A 14,235-nucleotide genomic window follows, 5' to 3' on the forward strand; every position below is an offset into this window, starting at 1 on the left:
TCTTCTTGAGGCGGCGGGTCGGCAGGCTGATCCTGCCTGAAATCCGGGATTCAAAAAGGAAGCGGAGAGGGGCCATCCTGTAGCGGTTGTGGTCTGGCACTATTCAAGCGAAGTGCATGCTCTTGTTTGGCACTGAGTGAACAGATCGATGTAACCGATGATGCAGGCCATGTCGGCACACCCCTGCGAGAGGTTGCGCAAGGGGAAGGCGCTTGGCCTGGTGATGGCCTTTGTCAGGGACCCTGGCTTGGGCTTGGGTTCAGGCAACGTCAGCGGCAATCGCTTACACATCCAGAAGCTGGCCTTCCCATGGGGTGGTCGATGGCATTGTGTTGATCAAGTGTCGATTCAATAAAAGAGCCTTGGTCCTGACAAATAACTCTTCAAAATCACAAGGTATGGCGATATAATCGTCTGCACCAGCTCGGAAGCCTTGAAGCTTGTCTGCCACCCCGCTGAGGTCTGAGAGGATCAGGATGGGAATCGTTTCGGTACGGCAATCGGCGCGAATATCCTGACAGGCTTTTAAGCCTTTTCGATCCGGATTGGTGTCGCTGATAATGATCACACTCGGCTTGAAGCTAAGCGCCATTGGATGGGCGTTCAGCATGTTGTCGGTGTGCAGCACATTCCAGCCGCCTTCTTCTAAGAATTGGATCGTTTGATTGCGCCGCCGGTCTTCCTGCTCAACCAGCAAAAGATCGGGTTTCACGGCAGTGAAAGAACCTTGGCATTAGCAATCATGGCGAGAAAGAACATGGCAAGTGCTCCCTTTGCTTTGCCTGACTCTAGTCAAAAACTGAGCAGTTTTCAGGCCGGCCTGGCTTCTTAAGATTGGTTTCCAATTTGGTGGATACCTTTAGCATTGAACGGAATGTTGCCTTAGGCATCTTCACACTCTGTCTGCTCGTCTGGAGGATAAGACGGATCATCTGCGATTCGGCTCGTCCAGCCGAAAGGCCAAGCGGTTGGTTGGGGAAGAATGGAGCAGAACGACACAACCCAGCAGGATCTTCAGCCGCCGTTGAGCTTCATGATCATGTCGGCTGCACGAGATTGTTCAGCCAGTGTTTGGCGTAACTGGTTGGCGAGTTGCTCCATCAAGGAATGAAAATAGGGTTGTTCTTCGGCATAGCTCGCGCTGTAGACGAGGCCAATCACATCGTGATCGATCGGTTTGGGCTCAATCACACAGAACTGCCCGGACAGTGGTTGCAGGGGCAGCCTGAGATGGTGAACCAGGTGGGCCATGGGCTGATATTGCCGTTCCTTCCGACGTGCCGAGGTGGTCTGGATTCGATAGCCGAGGCTCTCAAGGTGACGCAGCAGGCGGGGATGGCTGAGGCCACCCTCCAGAGAGAGAATCTTGGTCTCCGCTGCTTCGTTGAAAGGGACATCCACCGGACCGACACCCCAGAGCGGAACACGAGTCAGCGCTTGGGCCACATATCGCTTGCCCTGGAACTCAAGCAGTTTCTTGTTGTCCTCCATTCCAAGTTCATAGAGCGATCCAACGAAGGCATCACAAATTCCATCTCCGATCAGGACCAGACTGGCGGAGAGGTCCGCTGTTTTCCTGACCCAGCTCTCGACTTGGAGACCATGGCCAACCAACAACGATGGAATGAAATCATCGACTTCGAGGCGGCAGCCGTCCTCGGCGGTACGGAGTTGCTGGGCTGTTGTGCGAAGGGTTGCCAGGAGGTTCGCAAGCTGTTTGCTTTCGGCTTCTTCGAGCAGCTGAACAACGGAGCGGTGGGCCCGATTCAAGGTGGCCTGCGAGTAGCAGGATGACCCTGCCGCCCGGTTGCAACTTCCCGAATAGAGACAGAGCTCATAGAGGGGCAACCAGCGCATCACCATCTTGCTGTCGAGATGTTTCCGCAATGCACCTTCCTTGGCTGACTGATGGTCGGGCAGGTTAAAAAATGGCTGCATCTGCACGGATCCGCAGCCTGCTCATTTCTGTAGTTTTGAAACTACCAGGCTATTTATCTATTTTCCCACGTATTTCCATGATCAAGAGGATGTTCAAAGATTTTATTTACAATTAGCAGGTCCCCGCTCTGATCCGATCTACTGAATCGCTCCTCAATTTATGAGGAGCGATTCAGCGTCTAAAGGCACTTCTCAGCGTGCTTTTATTCATCTCATCCTGTGTGGTAGTGGGTCACTTGCCCCCTTCGCGGGCGCTTTGCTGGTCTGCTGAAATGTAGAGCCCATGATGACTGTGAAAAGTCTGGTGCCCGCTTCTGCGCCGCCGGCGAAGGCTGGAAGCGGCTGCAGGCCTTTCCTAAGCGATTCGGGGATTCCACGATGTCCGCTTTTGCAGTCGTTCTCAGCCAGCGAGGCCAATCGTTCTGTGGGAATAAAAAAAGACCGCCCCTTACGGAGCGGTTAGCGCGATCCAGACTGCGCTCAGCCGACAGCAGCGGCAGCGCGATCGAAGTAGGTGCCGATTTCAGAAGCGAGTGCGGTGCAGTCACCGGGTGTGATGCCGTTGCGGTCGTTGACGAGGCCGAGGGCAGCGTCCTTCATTTTGCGGACACCTTCAGCAACTGAAGCGCCGGGGACGCCGAGGGCGAGATAGGTTTCGCGCAGGCCGTTGAGGCAGCGGTCTTCCAGTACGGAAGCGTCGCCGGTGAAGACGGCGTAGGTGACGTAGCGGAGGATGATCTCCATGTCACGCAGGCAGGCGGCCATGCGTCGGTGGGTGTAGGCGTTGCCACCGGGAGCGATCAGAGCAGGCTGCTGGGCGAAGAGCTCGCGAGCGGCGTTGGTGACGAGAGCGGAAGCGTTGGAGGTGATGCGGTTGACCGCATCCATCCGCTTGTTGCTGTCGGAAACGATTGCCCCGAGGGCATCGATCTGGGCAGAGCTGAGGAATTCGCCGCGGGCATCAGCCTGGGCGATCACCTTGGTGAAAGCGTCGAACATTCAGATGACTGAACTGAACCTCCAAGCTAGGTATCTACCGTTACAGCCCGCGAGCTGGAGCTGTTGCTCGCCCATGGTGACCCCTGTTTGCCATCCCTGGACTTTGCCTAGTTTGGAATCCCCTGGCTCCTGACAGCGTGTCCGAACCGGTATCCAACGCAGTGCCAACAGAAGTGCCCACAGGCCTGTCCGACGACGTTTCTGTAGGCTCCATGTCCGCTTTGAGTTGGCAAGAGCTGCAGGGCCTGGCGCTGGCTGAAGCGGACCGGATCAACGGACCCACCAATGCCCAGGCCCGCCTGCGTCTGTTTGGACAGAGCGAAGCTGATGTGCGGGTTGTCCTTTACCGCGATCACCACGCCTGGTGCCCCTATTGCCAGAAGGTCTGGCTTTGGTTGGAGGAGATGCGGATTCCCTACCGCATCGGCAAGGTGACGATGTTCTGCTATGGCGAAAAGGAAAGCTGGTTCAAACAATTGGTGCCATCCGGCATGTTGCCGGCCCTTGCCCTTGATGGCCGTCTGATCACCGAAAGCGATGACATCCTTCTGGCTCTTGAAGCGACGTTCGGGCCCCTAGGCGATCGGATGAAATCCCCTGCTGTGGCTGTTTTGCGCCGTTTGGAGCGCACCCTGTTCCGGGCCTGGTGCCAATGGCTGTGTGTCTCGCACTGGCAACAACGGGACGAAGCTGTTGCCGAGCGGCAGTTCGATCGGATCGCCGAGCAGGTGGACGAGGTGCTGCAAGCCACACCAGGCCCCTTTTTCCTGGAGCGATTTGGCACGGCCGATCTGATCTTCACGCCCTACATCGAGCGGATGAACGCGAGCCTCTACTACTACAAGGGCTATTCCCTCAGGCAACGCCACGCCTCCATCGCCTCTTGGTTCGAGGCGATGGAGGAGCGCCCCACTTATCGTGGAACCCAGAGCGATTTTCATACCCATGCCCACGATCTGCCCCCACAGATGGGCGGCTGTTATCCCAGCGGCGGCGCGGCGCAGCAGGCCTGCAGCCAACGGGTCGACCAAGGTCCCTGGCCCTTGGCCATGCCCGACGATCCTGAGACATCCCAACCTGCCTCGGATGATGCGCCGGCCGAAGCTCTGGCGCGCGTGTTGCGCCACAGGCAGGCCATTTTGAGCGTGAACCCCTGGGCTGGAGAGCCCTTTGAGCTGGCCCTGCGCTCTGCCCTCTCGACAATGATCACGGGCCATCACTGTTCTTCTCCACCTGGATCGGCGGCTGCACTGCTCTACCTGCGCGATCGGATCAGCGTTCCCCGAGATATGTCCCTGCATGCGGCCCGGGCCCTGCGCCAAGCCCTGACGCAGACGGCTGCCAGCGATCCGCGTGTTCATGATTCCGCAGCCCCTGCCGCGGTTCCCCTGCCCAGCCGTCACCGCCGTGATCAGGACCCGCTTGCCTTTAAGCGCTTAACTGATCTCGCGACTGCTTCACCGGCTGGGTGACAGCCTCAATCAAAGTCAGATTCGCCCTTCGGTGCTGCTCGCGCCGATTTCCGATGACACGTTCTCCCCTGCAACTCAAGCCAGTGTCCCCAAGGCTGCGGGCTCGGGCTATCGCCAAGGCCAGGGTCTTGGCGATAGCCGGACTTGCGGCTCTCTCGTTGATGCTGCCGCTGCGGGCCGTTGAGCTGCGCGGCATGACCTATTTCCAGACTCCGCCCTGGAGCCTGACGTTTCGTAATTACTACACCACCGTGATGGCTAACGGAGCGGAGTATTACTTCACCATCGTGATGCCGGAGCAGGCTGGCGCTGGGCTGGGGCGGGTTGAAATTCAGCAGACCACAGGATCAGACTGGACGTTTCCCTTTGCTGTGAACCAGAGTCGGGCTTTCCTCGGTGAACCTCGCCGTAAACAGGCTGCCATTGCGGTGGAGGCCAGCTTTGACGAAAAACGGCGAGAGTTCAGCATCCTTTTCCCTAACCCGCCTTCCCCGGGACAGACCGTTACGGTGGTTCTGAGGCCGTTCAACAATCCCTCCTTTGCGGGGATCTATCAGTTCGCGGTGCGGGCATTTCCCGCTGGCCCCAATCCGGTCGGCCAGCAGGTGGGTTTTGCGCGGATGGCGATCTACAACGTGGATCGTTTCTGAACTTCAGGGCATACGAAGTCAGTGAACTCAAAGCCTGGCGCGACGCAGCAGTTCACCAGGCTCCAGTCCCCCAGGCTGCGGGCCGCTTGCCAGCAACCTGGTTCGATGATCTGCACTGGATATTGATCCGGGTGGTCCAAGTCCAAAGGACCAAGCCGCAGGGCTAAGGCTTCGCTTGTGGATGGAGTCTTCAGTTTCGCCTCACCACGCCAGAGAATCAGTGCTGCGCCACCGGCGTGGTGCCAGCTTTCCTCCGCCCCAATCAGGCGATGCCAGCGGCTGGTTACACCGGCTGGCAGCAGGAAGTCGATCACGGTGAAGGCCGCACGTTCGCTGCCGTCGGCGCGCCGCACGCTGAGGCTGGAGCGGTGCCGTTCCCGGTAGAAGCCCCCCTCCGGGTGGGGCATCAACCCCAACCGGTCGATCAGCCGTTGCATCTGCGTTTCAGCGATCTGCGTTTCAGCCATCTGCGGGCTCAGTCGGTTGCGGTAGGATCGGTTTTTTCACCCACCAGCTGGAAATTGCTGGCGCCAAGGATCGCCTCTCGGTGGCGGTAATGCTTGAACTCCAACCAGTTGCCGGAAGGGTCGATCAGAAAAAAGCTGCGATGTTCCAGGGGTGAGCCTGGGTAACGCAGCCGTGGCTGGGCTCCGAAGTGCAGGCCCTGCGCCCTGGCCCGTTCCTCCAGGTTGGCCAGCTCCTCGGGCTCAGCCAGCACCAAGCCAAAATGCCTGGGATAAACGCCGCGCTGGGTTGCCAGCGCGGCCGGTTCGAGGTGGGCCACCAACTGGTGACCGCCAAGGCCCAGCACCAGAGCTTCGTGGCTGCGCCGGCCGCGCTGACAACCGAGTCCATCCACATACCAGCGCTCTGTGGCGTCGAGGTCGGTCACCGGAAAAGAGAGATGGAACTGCGTGGTGGTGGCCATGGAGGCAAGGGGCGGGAGGAAGCGTGTCGGTGCGCGTTGAACAGCCATGGCTGGACACAGAAAAGCCCCCGAGCGGCTGGCGGGGGCTTTCCCGGAGAGTGGTTGTGACCATCAAGGCCCCGGACCGTTCTCTTGGCCGGCGGGGTGGAGGGCGCGCCGGTGACTCCTTGATAGCCATGATCAGAGCTGACCAGCCGTAGCCAGCACCAAACGCAACAGATCAGACCGGAGACTGGCGTGCCCGTTCAGACAAAAACTCAGAGGCGACGACGAAATCCTTCACTGAAGCCTGTGCTCGCCGCTTCGCGCTCCTGGTTGCGCGAGTGCCGAAGTTGCCAGACATTGCGACTGATTCGCTCGGCCACGACGCCGGCGCGGCGAACTTTGGCGCTGCCGGGCCTGGCGCCGATCAGTACCGTGACCTCCTGGGTGGTCAGCGGAGCACCCGTTTCGATCGCCAAGGCAATGGACTCAAGCCGGGCTTTGATCGCCTGAACGGACAGGGGAGCCTCATGCGTACTGAAATCTGCATCGAGAACGGGTTCAGCAAGGCCTGAGCCCCCCATCCCGCGCATCAGGCCCAGACCCACAACGGCCAGGGCCTGCTCCGGTTTCACGCCCTGATCGATCGCTTCGGTGATCCAATCAGAAAATGATTGCTCCCCACTGTATGCCGCTACAGCGTCAGCGGCGGTTGTCGGTGTACTGCGTTTGGAGACCACGGCTTTTGTTGCGTCGACCCTGAGCTGGAACTTATCGGGTCTGCCTGGGATCGCAAGGGTCATGAGCGCGAATGGTGCACTCTTGGTGGTCTCGCCTGGGCAGCCACAACGGGGCCATGCAAGCCAAACGGTAGGATCGACTCAATTCCTCGAAAACCCAGTCCCGCTGGGGAATTGACCTGTTCTATGCAGGCAAGACACTCCCCTCCTTCAGGTCTGGTTTGATGCCCCGCTCGCCAAGGATTAACCCACTTAATCCTCGCTTGCCGACTGATCCACGCCAGCCGATTGATCCACGCCAGCCGAACGCCAACCCAAGATTCGGCTCCACGCCGCTGACCGGCAGCCGTAGCGCCCGGATTCAGCGGGGGCCAGCCATTGAGTTGCGCGCCTACGTCTTCCTGGATTCCCTGCAGCCCCAGTTGGCGGCCTACATGGGCACTGTCTCCCAGGGCTTTTTGCCGATTCCTGGCGACGCTTGTCTTTGGCTGGAGGTCGCCCCGGGGATGGCGGTGCACCGCTTGACCGACATCGCCCTCAAGGCCAGCACCGTGCGGCTCGGTCAAAAGGTGGTGGAGCGAGCCTTCGGCTCCCTGGCCCTGTATCACCGCGATCAGAGCAGTGTGTTGCTCTCGGGGGAATCGGTTCTCGATGCGATGGGAACCACCTTTGAGCACCGCAGCCAATGCGAAGTCACCTGGTCAGAAATCATCCGCGCCATCACGCCTGATCACGCCGTGTTGATCAACCGCCAGAACCGGCGCGGTTCGATGATTCAGTCAGGGATGAGCATGTTCATTCTTGAAACAGAACCGGCCGGTTATGTGTTGATCGCCGCTAACGAAGCGGAGAAGTCGTCGAATATCACTGTGGTGGATGTCAAGGCCGTTGGCGCCTACGGACGACTGACGCTGGCGGGCCGTGAAGGGGATGTCGACGAGGCGGCAGCAGCAGCCTTAAGGGCCATCGAGATCATCAACCGCTGAAGGCCGTCTTGATCCCAAGCAGCTCCCGGAGAGCTGGTGCGAGCAACCGGGCCGCCTTGGCCCTGCTGCCCAGCTTGCTCAATTGATGGTCGCTCATCTCGGCATAGGTGCAGCCGGCTTCTCGCACGTAGAACACCGAGTTGTAGCCATAGCTGCGTGCGGCCTCGACGGGCTCCACCAGAACCTCTCCCCGGCAGACTCCCTCGCTTTCGAGCACGATCTCTCCGGTCGGGTCTGCCAGGGCCAAGGCGGAATGGAACGCGGCACTGCGGTAGGGGTTGCCCTCCAGTTCAGCAAGCAGCCTGCTGATCCGCTCAGGATCACTCCCGGCGTAACGGGCCGAATACACGCCCGGGGCGCCGCCGAGGGCATCCACCGAGAGGCCGGAGTCATCGGCGAGTGTCCAGCGGCCAGTGATCTTGGCCACGGTTTCGGCCTTCAGGCGGGCATTCTCTGCATACGTGATTCCAGTTTCTTCGATGTCGAGACCATCGGGCTGGGACAGCAGCTTCAGCTGATCGACCACCTCAAGCATCGCCGCGATCTCGGCGATCTTGTGGGGATTGCCGCTGGCGATCACGAGCTCCACGCGTTCCAGCAAGGATCCAGGTCTCAACCCCGTACCGGGATGGGTGTGCGCTCCCGGCGCGGCAGGGGGCCGTCCCGGTCTGAGCGGAACGTCAGCTCCAGCTCGGCGGCGTGCTCCGGCAGCAGCTCGATCAAGTTGGCGAGGGCCTGGAGGGTTTGGGGTGCTCCCTTGGTCATGGCCTCGCCGCTCATCAGCACCACATCGAGTTCGGGGCCATCAGCCTGGGGTTGCACATCGGCGAACAATTGAATGACCAAACCCTGGGGCGGAACCCTCACCACGCCGCTGAGGTGGTGGGACCCCTGGTTGTCGATCTCCGTGCCGAGCAAGGCCAGGGCCGGTAGCAGGCGGGGGATCAGTGTGTCACCGCTGGTCTGGTCGCTGGGCTTCAAGACCAGCATCAATCGCGCCATGCTTCCGGTAGCAGTGACTCACTCTCGCGCAACGCCGTCCCAGGCGGGTGAATGTTGAGTTGGCAGTCCGGCCGCCTTCGCCAATGACCCTCGTTGAGCTCTCCAGGCAGTTGATGGGCCATGGCTTCGCTTGTCTGGGCGAGTCGGATGGTTCCTGGTTTCAGCAGGGCGAGGCGGGCTGGTTCGCCAGTGGGATCCCCCATCCCTGCGCCAACACGGTTCTCAGCGCTGGGCCAGACTGGAACTACGCCAGTCTGGCTGAGATCGCCGGTCACTTCCATGCTCGGGGAGTGCCCTGCAGTTGGCTGTGTTGGCCTGATCAGCAACCTCTTGAGCAAGGCCAGCACCTGCTGGCTCTTGGCTACCGACCCGTTGCCGCTGCGGCCCTGATGGCGGCACCGACGGCCGCGTTACTGGCGACGACGCCCAACCCTGGTCAACGGCTGGCGGCGGCCTTGCCTGGGGCGGAGTTGCTGCCGCTCGGCCCGTCGTTCCGGCAGGCCTACGCCGTCTGTGCTTCCGTCAGCACCGGCGCACCTCAGGCCTTTGGAGCACGCGCCGCCGCAGCCCTGCTCGGATCCGGCACGGCCGGTTCCCCACTCACCTATGGCGTTCTCCACGGCGGAGAGCTGTTGGCGGTGGCCACCTCGGTGGTGGTCGGATCAGTGGGCGCGATTTTCTGGGTGGGAACCCTGCCGGCTTGGCGGCGGTGTGGATTGGCTCGGGCCGTCACTGCAGCAGCAATCGCCGCCGGTGCAGCCCGCGGCGCACGCCTCACCCTGTTGCAGGCCGGAGACAACGCTGAAGGGCTTTACGCCGCGATGGGGTTTCGCCGCCACGGCCGCACAGAGATCTTCGTGCGTTCAGAGGTCGATCAATATTCGAGATAGATCAATGTTCTGATTTCTGGGATGGGCCGCCACTGCGACCTTGAGGGTCCGGTTAGCTGATGGCGGCGCCATCCTTCGGCGCCTTCGGCACCGTGCTGGCATTGCCGTTGCGAATGGCGTGATAACCGGGCGAGAGAATCTCCAGGTCAGCGGCAGCGAATTGATCTTGTAGGGCGCCGAGCAGGCCAGAAAGATTCTCGCGATAGCTTCCCGGTTCGCTGATGAACACGGTTAGCTCATAGCTGATGTGAAAATCATTCAGGGATGTTTGCAGCACGTAGGGCTTCACCTCCTTGCTGATCCCATCGACGCTGTGGGCGGCTGCCAGCATCAGCGCCTGCACCTGGCGCCAGGCCACGTCGTAGCCGATCGTGATCGTGGTGGCCAGCGCCACCGGCTGCTGGATCTCCCGTCTCGAGAAGCTGAAGTTCACGATCGAAGCGCCGATCACCGTGGCATTCGGGATGCTGACCAGCTCATTGCGGGGCGTCTGCAGGCGGGTCACCAGCAGGGCTCGTTCCTGAACGACTCCCACCACCCCATTGATTTCCACACGGTCGCCTTCGCGGAAGGCGCGGGTATAGATCAACATCAGGCCGCTGATGATGTTGGTGGCCACGGCACTGGAGCCAAGAGCGGCCAGCACACCCAGCAGCAGGCCGGCCCCCTGGAAGGCTCGGCTGTCGGAGCCCGGCAGGTAGGGAAAGGCCACAGCGATTCCCACCAGGGTAATGAAAATGCCCAAGAGCCTGGCAGTGGGCAGAGCCCATTCCGGATAAAAGCCCGGCACACGCAAGTTCCCCCGTCCGAGGGCCCGAAACCAGGAATTGCTGCCCTGGATCACCAGCACCGTGATCACCAGAATCACAGCCACGGTGAGCAGGTTGGGAATCGCCGTGAGCACGTTGGCGATGAATCCACCCACGAAGCCGAGGATCTGACCGCGCAGGCCTTCGGCAACGGCCTGGGTGGGCGGGAAAAAACCAAGCAGCAGGGGAATCAGCAGATAGCTGATCAGCGAGAGCAGGCCCCAATGGACAATCCTGCGCGCCAGCTGCAGCACCTGGCTCGACTGACCTGGATCCAGAACCTGATTGCCGGCAAGGCGCAGGCCCAGCAGTTGTTTATTCCTCTGGGACGCCAGCCAGAACTTCAGCGATCGATTAAGGCGAAGCTGAAACCGCAGCCAAAAGATGTAAATGCCGAGAACAAGCAAGGCCAGGGCCGTTCCCCTTAGCCAAGAGGCCAGATTGTTGTCCTGGCGGTAGCGCACAATGGCGCGGCGAAAGCTCTTTTGGTAATCGGCTGCGACGGCCTGGCGTGGTTGACCGAAACAGGCGGCGATCCGATCATCGATCGCCATTCCCTCCACCAGGGTTTCGCCTTGTTTAAGGCCAATAATCGTATACGGCGGATTTTCATAAATACTAATCTGGTCCGGGTCAATATTAAAGTTATTAGCAACGTTGGTCAGCCGTTTTGAGGCGTTCTCGGCCAGTGTTTTGGGGTTCTGGGTTCCTGGAGCCCCCCGAACTTCGGCCACACGCTTTCCTCCAAGCGTGATCCACTCCGGCGTGCTGGCGCACCAGGGCTTGGCGGCCGTCGCATTGCCGGCTTCTGGTTCCGCCAACGATGGCCCTATCCCCCAGAGCATCAGGACCACACTGATCAAGGCGGCCAGAAGTGTTCGCTTCAGGGAACCCCTTCGTTGCCGCCTGGAGGCCCGTTCCATTGCACGAATGGAAGCCGAATTGGGGCCAGCCATCGGAGCTGCCTGATCAAGGTGATGTGCCGGCCACCCTATGGCCCGGTTCAGACGCCGTTGGATCTGAACCACTCCAGCAGACGCTGCCAGCCATCGGCCGCCGCTTCGGGGCGATAGGTGGGGCGGTAATCGGCGTGAAAGCCGTGGGGCGCGTCGGGGTAGATCACGATCACGCTGCTGCTGCCTGCGGCCTTGAGCGCCTGCTGCATCGCTTCAATGGCCTCAAGCGGAATGCCGTCGTCGCTGCCGCCGTAGAGGCTGAGAACCGGCGCTTTCAATTGCCTTGTCAGCGCCAGCGGCACCAGCGGCTGCAGGGTGGTGGCCGGGGTGCTCAGGCGGCCATACCAGGCCACGCCAGCCCTGAGCCGGGGATTGTGGGCGGCATAGAGCCAGGTGATGCGTCCCCCCCAGCAGAAACCCGTGATCCCCAGCCTGGAGACGTTGGCCCTGGCATCGGCGCCCACCCAGGCCACCGTGGCATCGAGGTCGGCGAGCACCTGCTCGTCGGGCACCAACGACACGACCGGCAGAATCGAGGCGACATCAGGCAGGCCCGACACATCGCCTTGCCGCTCGAACAGGCTGGGGGCAATCGCCAGGTAGCCCTGCTGCGCCAACCGCCGGCAGACATCCTGGATGTGGGCATGCACCCCGAAGATCTCCTGGACCACCAGCACCACCGGGAAGCCCCGGCCAGAGCCAGGCATGGCGCGATAGGCAGGGATCGTGCGATCGCCCACCGGAATCGAGACAAAGCCGCTGATCAGCCCCGCCGTTGGGGTGTTCAAGCTGCTGGCGGCGACGGGCCCGGCCGCCAGGGCAAAGCCCGCCGCCAGGCTGCCGAGCATCAGATCGCGCCGCCTGATCGTCATGGAGTTCAAATCTGAAGGGGCAGGATCATGCCGCAGCCAAGCTAAGAGGCGCCAATCGCATTGCTTACGCTCAGACGATGGCAGCACGTCTGGTGATTGGCCCTGTGGATGTCGAGCCCGTCGTGCGGGAGTGGGTTGACGCCGAAACCCTGCAGCGTCTGGTGGCCCGCCACCGGCGCGGTGACTGGGGTGAAGTGGATGCCCGTGATGCCCGCGACAACGTCCGTGCCGCCTACCACCAGCAAGGGCGGCTACGCAGCGTCTACACCGTCGCCAAAGACCTGCAGGTGTGGGTGATCACCCACAACCTCGGCACCGACAGCCTGCACACCACCGTGTTGATCCCCGAAGATGCCTGAGGGTCTGCAGTTGGCGGAGATTGCCGCCCAATTCCTGCTGGACGCCCCTGTCGCGGCGATCGAACCGCTTGGCAATGGCCAGGTGAACGACACCTATCGGGTCAGGCTGGAAGGAAGCGAATCCCCCTGCTTCGTGCTGCAACGGCTCAATACCCAGGTGTTCCCCCAGCCAGAGCTGGTCATGGGCAACCTGGTCCAGTTCAGCGCCCATGTGGAGCGCCGCCTGCGGCAGGGGTTCCCAGGCTTGAGGGGCCGTCGCTGGGAGGTGCCGCGGATCCTGCCCGCACGCCAGGGAACGCAGTCCTGGCTGGAAGCGGACGGCTCCTTCTGGCGCCTGGTCAGTTTCGTGGCTAACTCCGAATCCTTTGAAACCATCGACGGACTCGCCCAGGCCCGCGAAGTGGGCCATGGCCTGGGCCTGTTCCATGCCCTGATCAGCGACCTGCCTGTGGAGGGGCTTGCCGACACCCTGGTGGGCTTTCACATCACCCCCACCTACCTGGAGCAGTACCACGCGGTGCTGGGGACTGGCCCGATCAGTGACGATCCAGATGTGGCCTTCTGCCGTGCGTTCGTGGGCGAGCGCGAGTGGGGTGTGGCCGTGCTGGAGGAAGCCAAGGCGAGGGGAGACCTGCCCCTGCGGCCGATCCATGGCGACCCGAAGATCAACAACATGCTCATGGACGTGGCCAGTGGTGAGGCGATCGCCCTGGTCGATCTCGACACCGTCAAACCAGGCCTGGTGCATTACGACATCGGCGATTGTCTGCGCTCCTGCTGCAACCCGCTGGGGGAGGAAACAAGCGATTGGGCCGCCGTGCGCTTTGACCCCCAGTTGTGTGACGCGATCCTTCAGGGCTACGCGGCGGCGGCTGGCAGTTTCCTCACCCCCACCGACTACGACTATCTCTATGCCGCGATTCGCCTGATCCCCTTGGAGCTCGGCCTGCGCTTCTTCTCCGATTACCTCGCTGGAAACACCTACTTCAAGACCCGCTATCCGCGCCACAATCTGGATCGTGCCCTGGTTCAGTTCAGGCTCACCGCAAGCATCGAAGAGCAGGAAACCGCGATCCGCTCGATCATTGACGGCCTGCGATGAGCCGGCAGCACCGGTCGCTCCATCCTTTTGAGGCCTCCGCTGATGCGGAGGCTTTTTCGCTGGAGGCCTGGATCAGCCGATTCCCCGGACGGCTGCAGATTCGCTACCGCCTGGCCGGACCCATGGATCAGCTGGTTCTGCCCCCGCCGGCGGGCCAGCCACGGCGCCGTGATCAGCTGTGGCAGAGCACCTGTTTCGAAGCCTTCGTCGCCCACGCAGGCCAACCGGCTTACTGGGAAGTGAACCTGTCGCCATCAGGCGACTGGAATGTGTATCGCCTCGCTGGCTATCGCGCCGGCCTGGAAGCTGAAACCGGTTGTCGGTCGGTTGTCTCAGAGGTGAAACGTCAGCCTGGCTTGCTAAGCGTGGATCTCAGCCTTGATCTGGCCCCCTGGTTTGGGGAAGCCCAGGCCTTGGACATGGCTGTCACCGCAGTGCTGGAGCACAAAGGCGAGACGCTCAGCTATTGGGCCTTGGCGCACGCGGGCCCCGAGGCGGATTTTCACGACCGTCGCGGATTTCTGCTGCAACTGCAGGTTCCGTAGGAGTG

Annotated in this window: 17 protein-coding genes; 7 read left to right on the plus strand and 10 right to left on the minus strand. The window is 61.4% G+C overall.

Annotation, left to right across the window (positions count from 1 at the left end; translation table 11 throughout):
• Positions 1 to 283 precede the first annotated feature (283 nt).
• From BM449_RS12635 to BM449_RS12645, 3 genes are all read right to left on the minus strand, one after another.
• Positions 284 to 712, minus strand: coding sequence for a response regulator (locus BM449_RS12635; RefSeq protein ID WP_071801517.1), 429 nt, complete (start codon positions 710 to 712; stop codon positions 284 to 286).
• 302 nt (positions 713 to 1,014) lie between these two features.
• The gene (locus tag BM449_RS12640; protein WP_162922884.1) at positions 1,015 to 1,944 is read right to left on the minus strand and encodes a hypothetical protein; all 930 of its coding nucleotides are present in this window, start codon (positions 1,942 to 1,944) and stop codon (positions 1,015 to 1,017) included.
• Between the two features lie 474 nt (positions 1,945 to 2,418).
• Positions 2,419 to 2,937 (minus strand): phycocyanin subunit beta, encoded by a 519-nt coding sequence (locus tag BM449_RS12645; RefSeq protein WP_071801519.1) that lies wholly within the window; start codon positions 2,935 to 2,937, stop codon positions 2,419 to 2,421.
• A 212-nt stretch (positions 2,938 to 3,149) separates the two neighbouring features.
• Here BM449_RS12645 and BM449_RS12650 point away from each other — a divergent pair, with 212 nt between their 5' ends.
• A complete protein-coding gene (locus tag BM449_RS12650) occupies positions 3,150 to 4,409 on the plus strand; it encodes a glutathione S-transferase family protein (RefSeq protein ID WP_071801520.1) in 1,260 nt (419 codons plus the stop codon).
• A 53-nt stretch (positions 4,410 to 4,462) separates the two neighbouring features.
• The gene (locus tag BM449_RS12655) at positions 4,463 to 5,059 is read left to right on the plus strand and encodes a DUF2808 domain-containing protein (protein WP_071801521.1); all 597 of its coding nucleotides are present in this window, start codon (positions 4,463 to 4,465) and stop codon (positions 5,057 to 5,059) included.
• On the opposite strand, the gene BM449_RS12660 is transcribed toward BM449_RS12655, so the two are convergent.
• The 3 genes from BM449_RS12660 to BM449_RS12670 all read right to left on the minus strand — a co-directional run bounded on the left by BM449_RS12660 (position 5,038) and on the right by BM449_RS12670 (position 6,772).
• Positions 5,038 to 5,526 carry a cupin domain-containing protein gene (locus BM449_RS12660; protein ID WP_071801522.1) on the minus strand — a complete coding sequence of 163 codons (489 nt, stop codon included), beginning with the start codon at positions 5,524 to 5,526 and terminating at the stop codon, positions 5,038 to 5,040. The genes BM449_RS12655 and BM449_RS12660 overlap by 22 nt on opposite strands.
• Positions 5,527 to 5,534: 8 nt before the next feature.
• Positions 5,535 to 5,987: a VOC family protein gene (locus BM449_RS12665; RefSeq protein WP_071801523.1), complete on the minus strand. Its 453-nt coding sequence runs from the start codon at positions 5,985 to 5,987 to the stop codon at positions 5,535 to 5,537.
• 257 nt (positions 5,988 to 6,244) lie between these two features.
• Positions 6,245 to 6,772: a hypothetical protein gene (locus tag BM449_RS12670; RefSeq protein ID WP_233830752.1), complete on the minus strand. Its 528-nt coding sequence runs from the start codon at positions 6,770 to 6,772 to the stop codon at positions 6,245 to 6,247.
• A gap of 272 nt (positions 6,773 to 7,044) precedes the next feature.
• Between BM449_RS12670 and BM449_RS12675 the strand changes: the two genes are divergently transcribed.
• Positions 7,045 to 7,695, plus strand: a complete 651-nt coding sequence (locus tag BM449_RS12675) for a BMC domain-containing protein (RefSeq protein ID WP_233831351.1) — start codon at positions 7,045 to 7,047, stop codon at positions 7,693 to 7,695.
• Here the strand turns inward: BM449_RS12675 and rdgB are convergent.
• Positions 7,685 to 8,293: an RdgB/HAM1 family non-canonical purine NTP pyrophosphatase gene (gene rdgB / locus BM449_RS12680; protein ID WP_083544677.1), complete on the minus strand. Its 609-nt coding sequence runs from the start codon at positions 8,291 to 8,293 to the stop codon at positions 7,685 to 7,687. The genes BM449_RS12675 and rdgB overlap by 11 nt on opposite strands.
• 14 nt (positions 8,294 to 8,307) lie before the next feature.
• Positions 8,308 to 8,697: a hypothetical protein gene (locus BM449_RS12685; RefSeq protein WP_145536768.1), complete on the minus strand. Its 390-nt coding sequence runs from the start codon at positions 8,695 to 8,697 to the stop codon at positions 8,308 to 8,310.
• 83 nt (positions 8,698 to 8,780) lie between these two features.
• Between BM449_RS12685 and BM449_RS12690 the strand changes: the two genes are divergently transcribed.
• Positions 8,781 to 9,587 (plus strand): GNAT family N-acetyltransferase, encoded by an 807-nt coding sequence (locus BM449_RS12690; RefSeq protein ID WP_071801526.1) that lies wholly within the window; start codon positions 8,781 to 8,783, stop codon positions 9,585 to 9,587.
• A gap of 52 nt (positions 9,588 to 9,639) precedes the next feature.
• On the opposite strand, the gene BM449_RS12695 is transcribed toward BM449_RS12690, so the two are convergent.
• Together BM449_RS12695 and BM449_RS12700 are read right to left on the minus strand one after the other, a co-directional pair.
• Positions 9,640 to 11,250, minus strand: a complete 1,611-nt coding sequence (locus tag BM449_RS12695; RefSeq protein ID WP_233831354.1) for a mechanosensitive ion channel family protein — start codon at positions 11,248 to 11,250, stop codon at positions 9,640 to 9,642.
• A 149-nt stretch (positions 11,251 to 11,399) separates the two neighbouring features.
• Complete coding sequence (locus tag BM449_RS12700; protein ID WP_071801527.1) at positions 11,400 to 12,224, minus strand: dienelactone hydrolase family protein; 825 nt, start codon at positions 12,222 to 12,224, stop codon at positions 11,400 to 11,402.
• Positions 12,225 to 12,301: 77 nt separating this feature from the next.
• On the opposite strand from BM449_RS12700, the gene BM449_RS12705 reads away from it, so the two are divergent.
• Genes BM449_RS12705 through BM449_RS12715 form a run of 3 tightly spaced genes read left to right on the plus strand, consistent with a single transcriptional unit; the run spans position 12,302 to position 14,230 of the window.
• Positions 12,302 to 12,583, plus strand: a complete 282-nt coding sequence (locus BM449_RS12705) for a hypothetical protein (RefSeq protein ID WP_071801528.1) — start codon at positions 12,302 to 12,304, stop codon at positions 12,581 to 12,583.
• The gene (locus BM449_RS12710) at positions 12,576 to 13,685 is read left to right on the plus strand and encodes a phosphotransferase (RefSeq protein WP_071801529.1); all 1,110 of its coding nucleotides are present in this window, start codon (positions 12,576 to 12,578) and stop codon (positions 13,683 to 13,685) included. Before BM449_RS12705 ends, BM449_RS12710 begins: the two co-directional genes overlap by 8 nt.
• The gene (locus tag BM449_RS12715) at positions 13,682 to 14,230 is read left to right on the plus strand and encodes a DOMON-like domain-containing protein (RefSeq protein ID WP_071801530.1); all 549 of its coding nucleotides are present in this window, start codon (positions 13,682 to 13,684) and stop codon (positions 14,228 to 14,230) included. Before BM449_RS12710 ends, BM449_RS12715 begins: the two co-directional genes overlap by 4 nt.
• Positions 14,231 to 14,235: the final 5 nt, after the last annotated feature.

It is taken from the genome of Synechococcus sp. SynAce01, assembly GCF_001885215.1.
In the GTDB taxonomy this organism is placed as follows: Bacteria; Cyanobacteriota; Cyanobacteriia; order PCC-6307; family Cyanobiaceae; genus Regnicoccus; species Regnicoccus frigidus.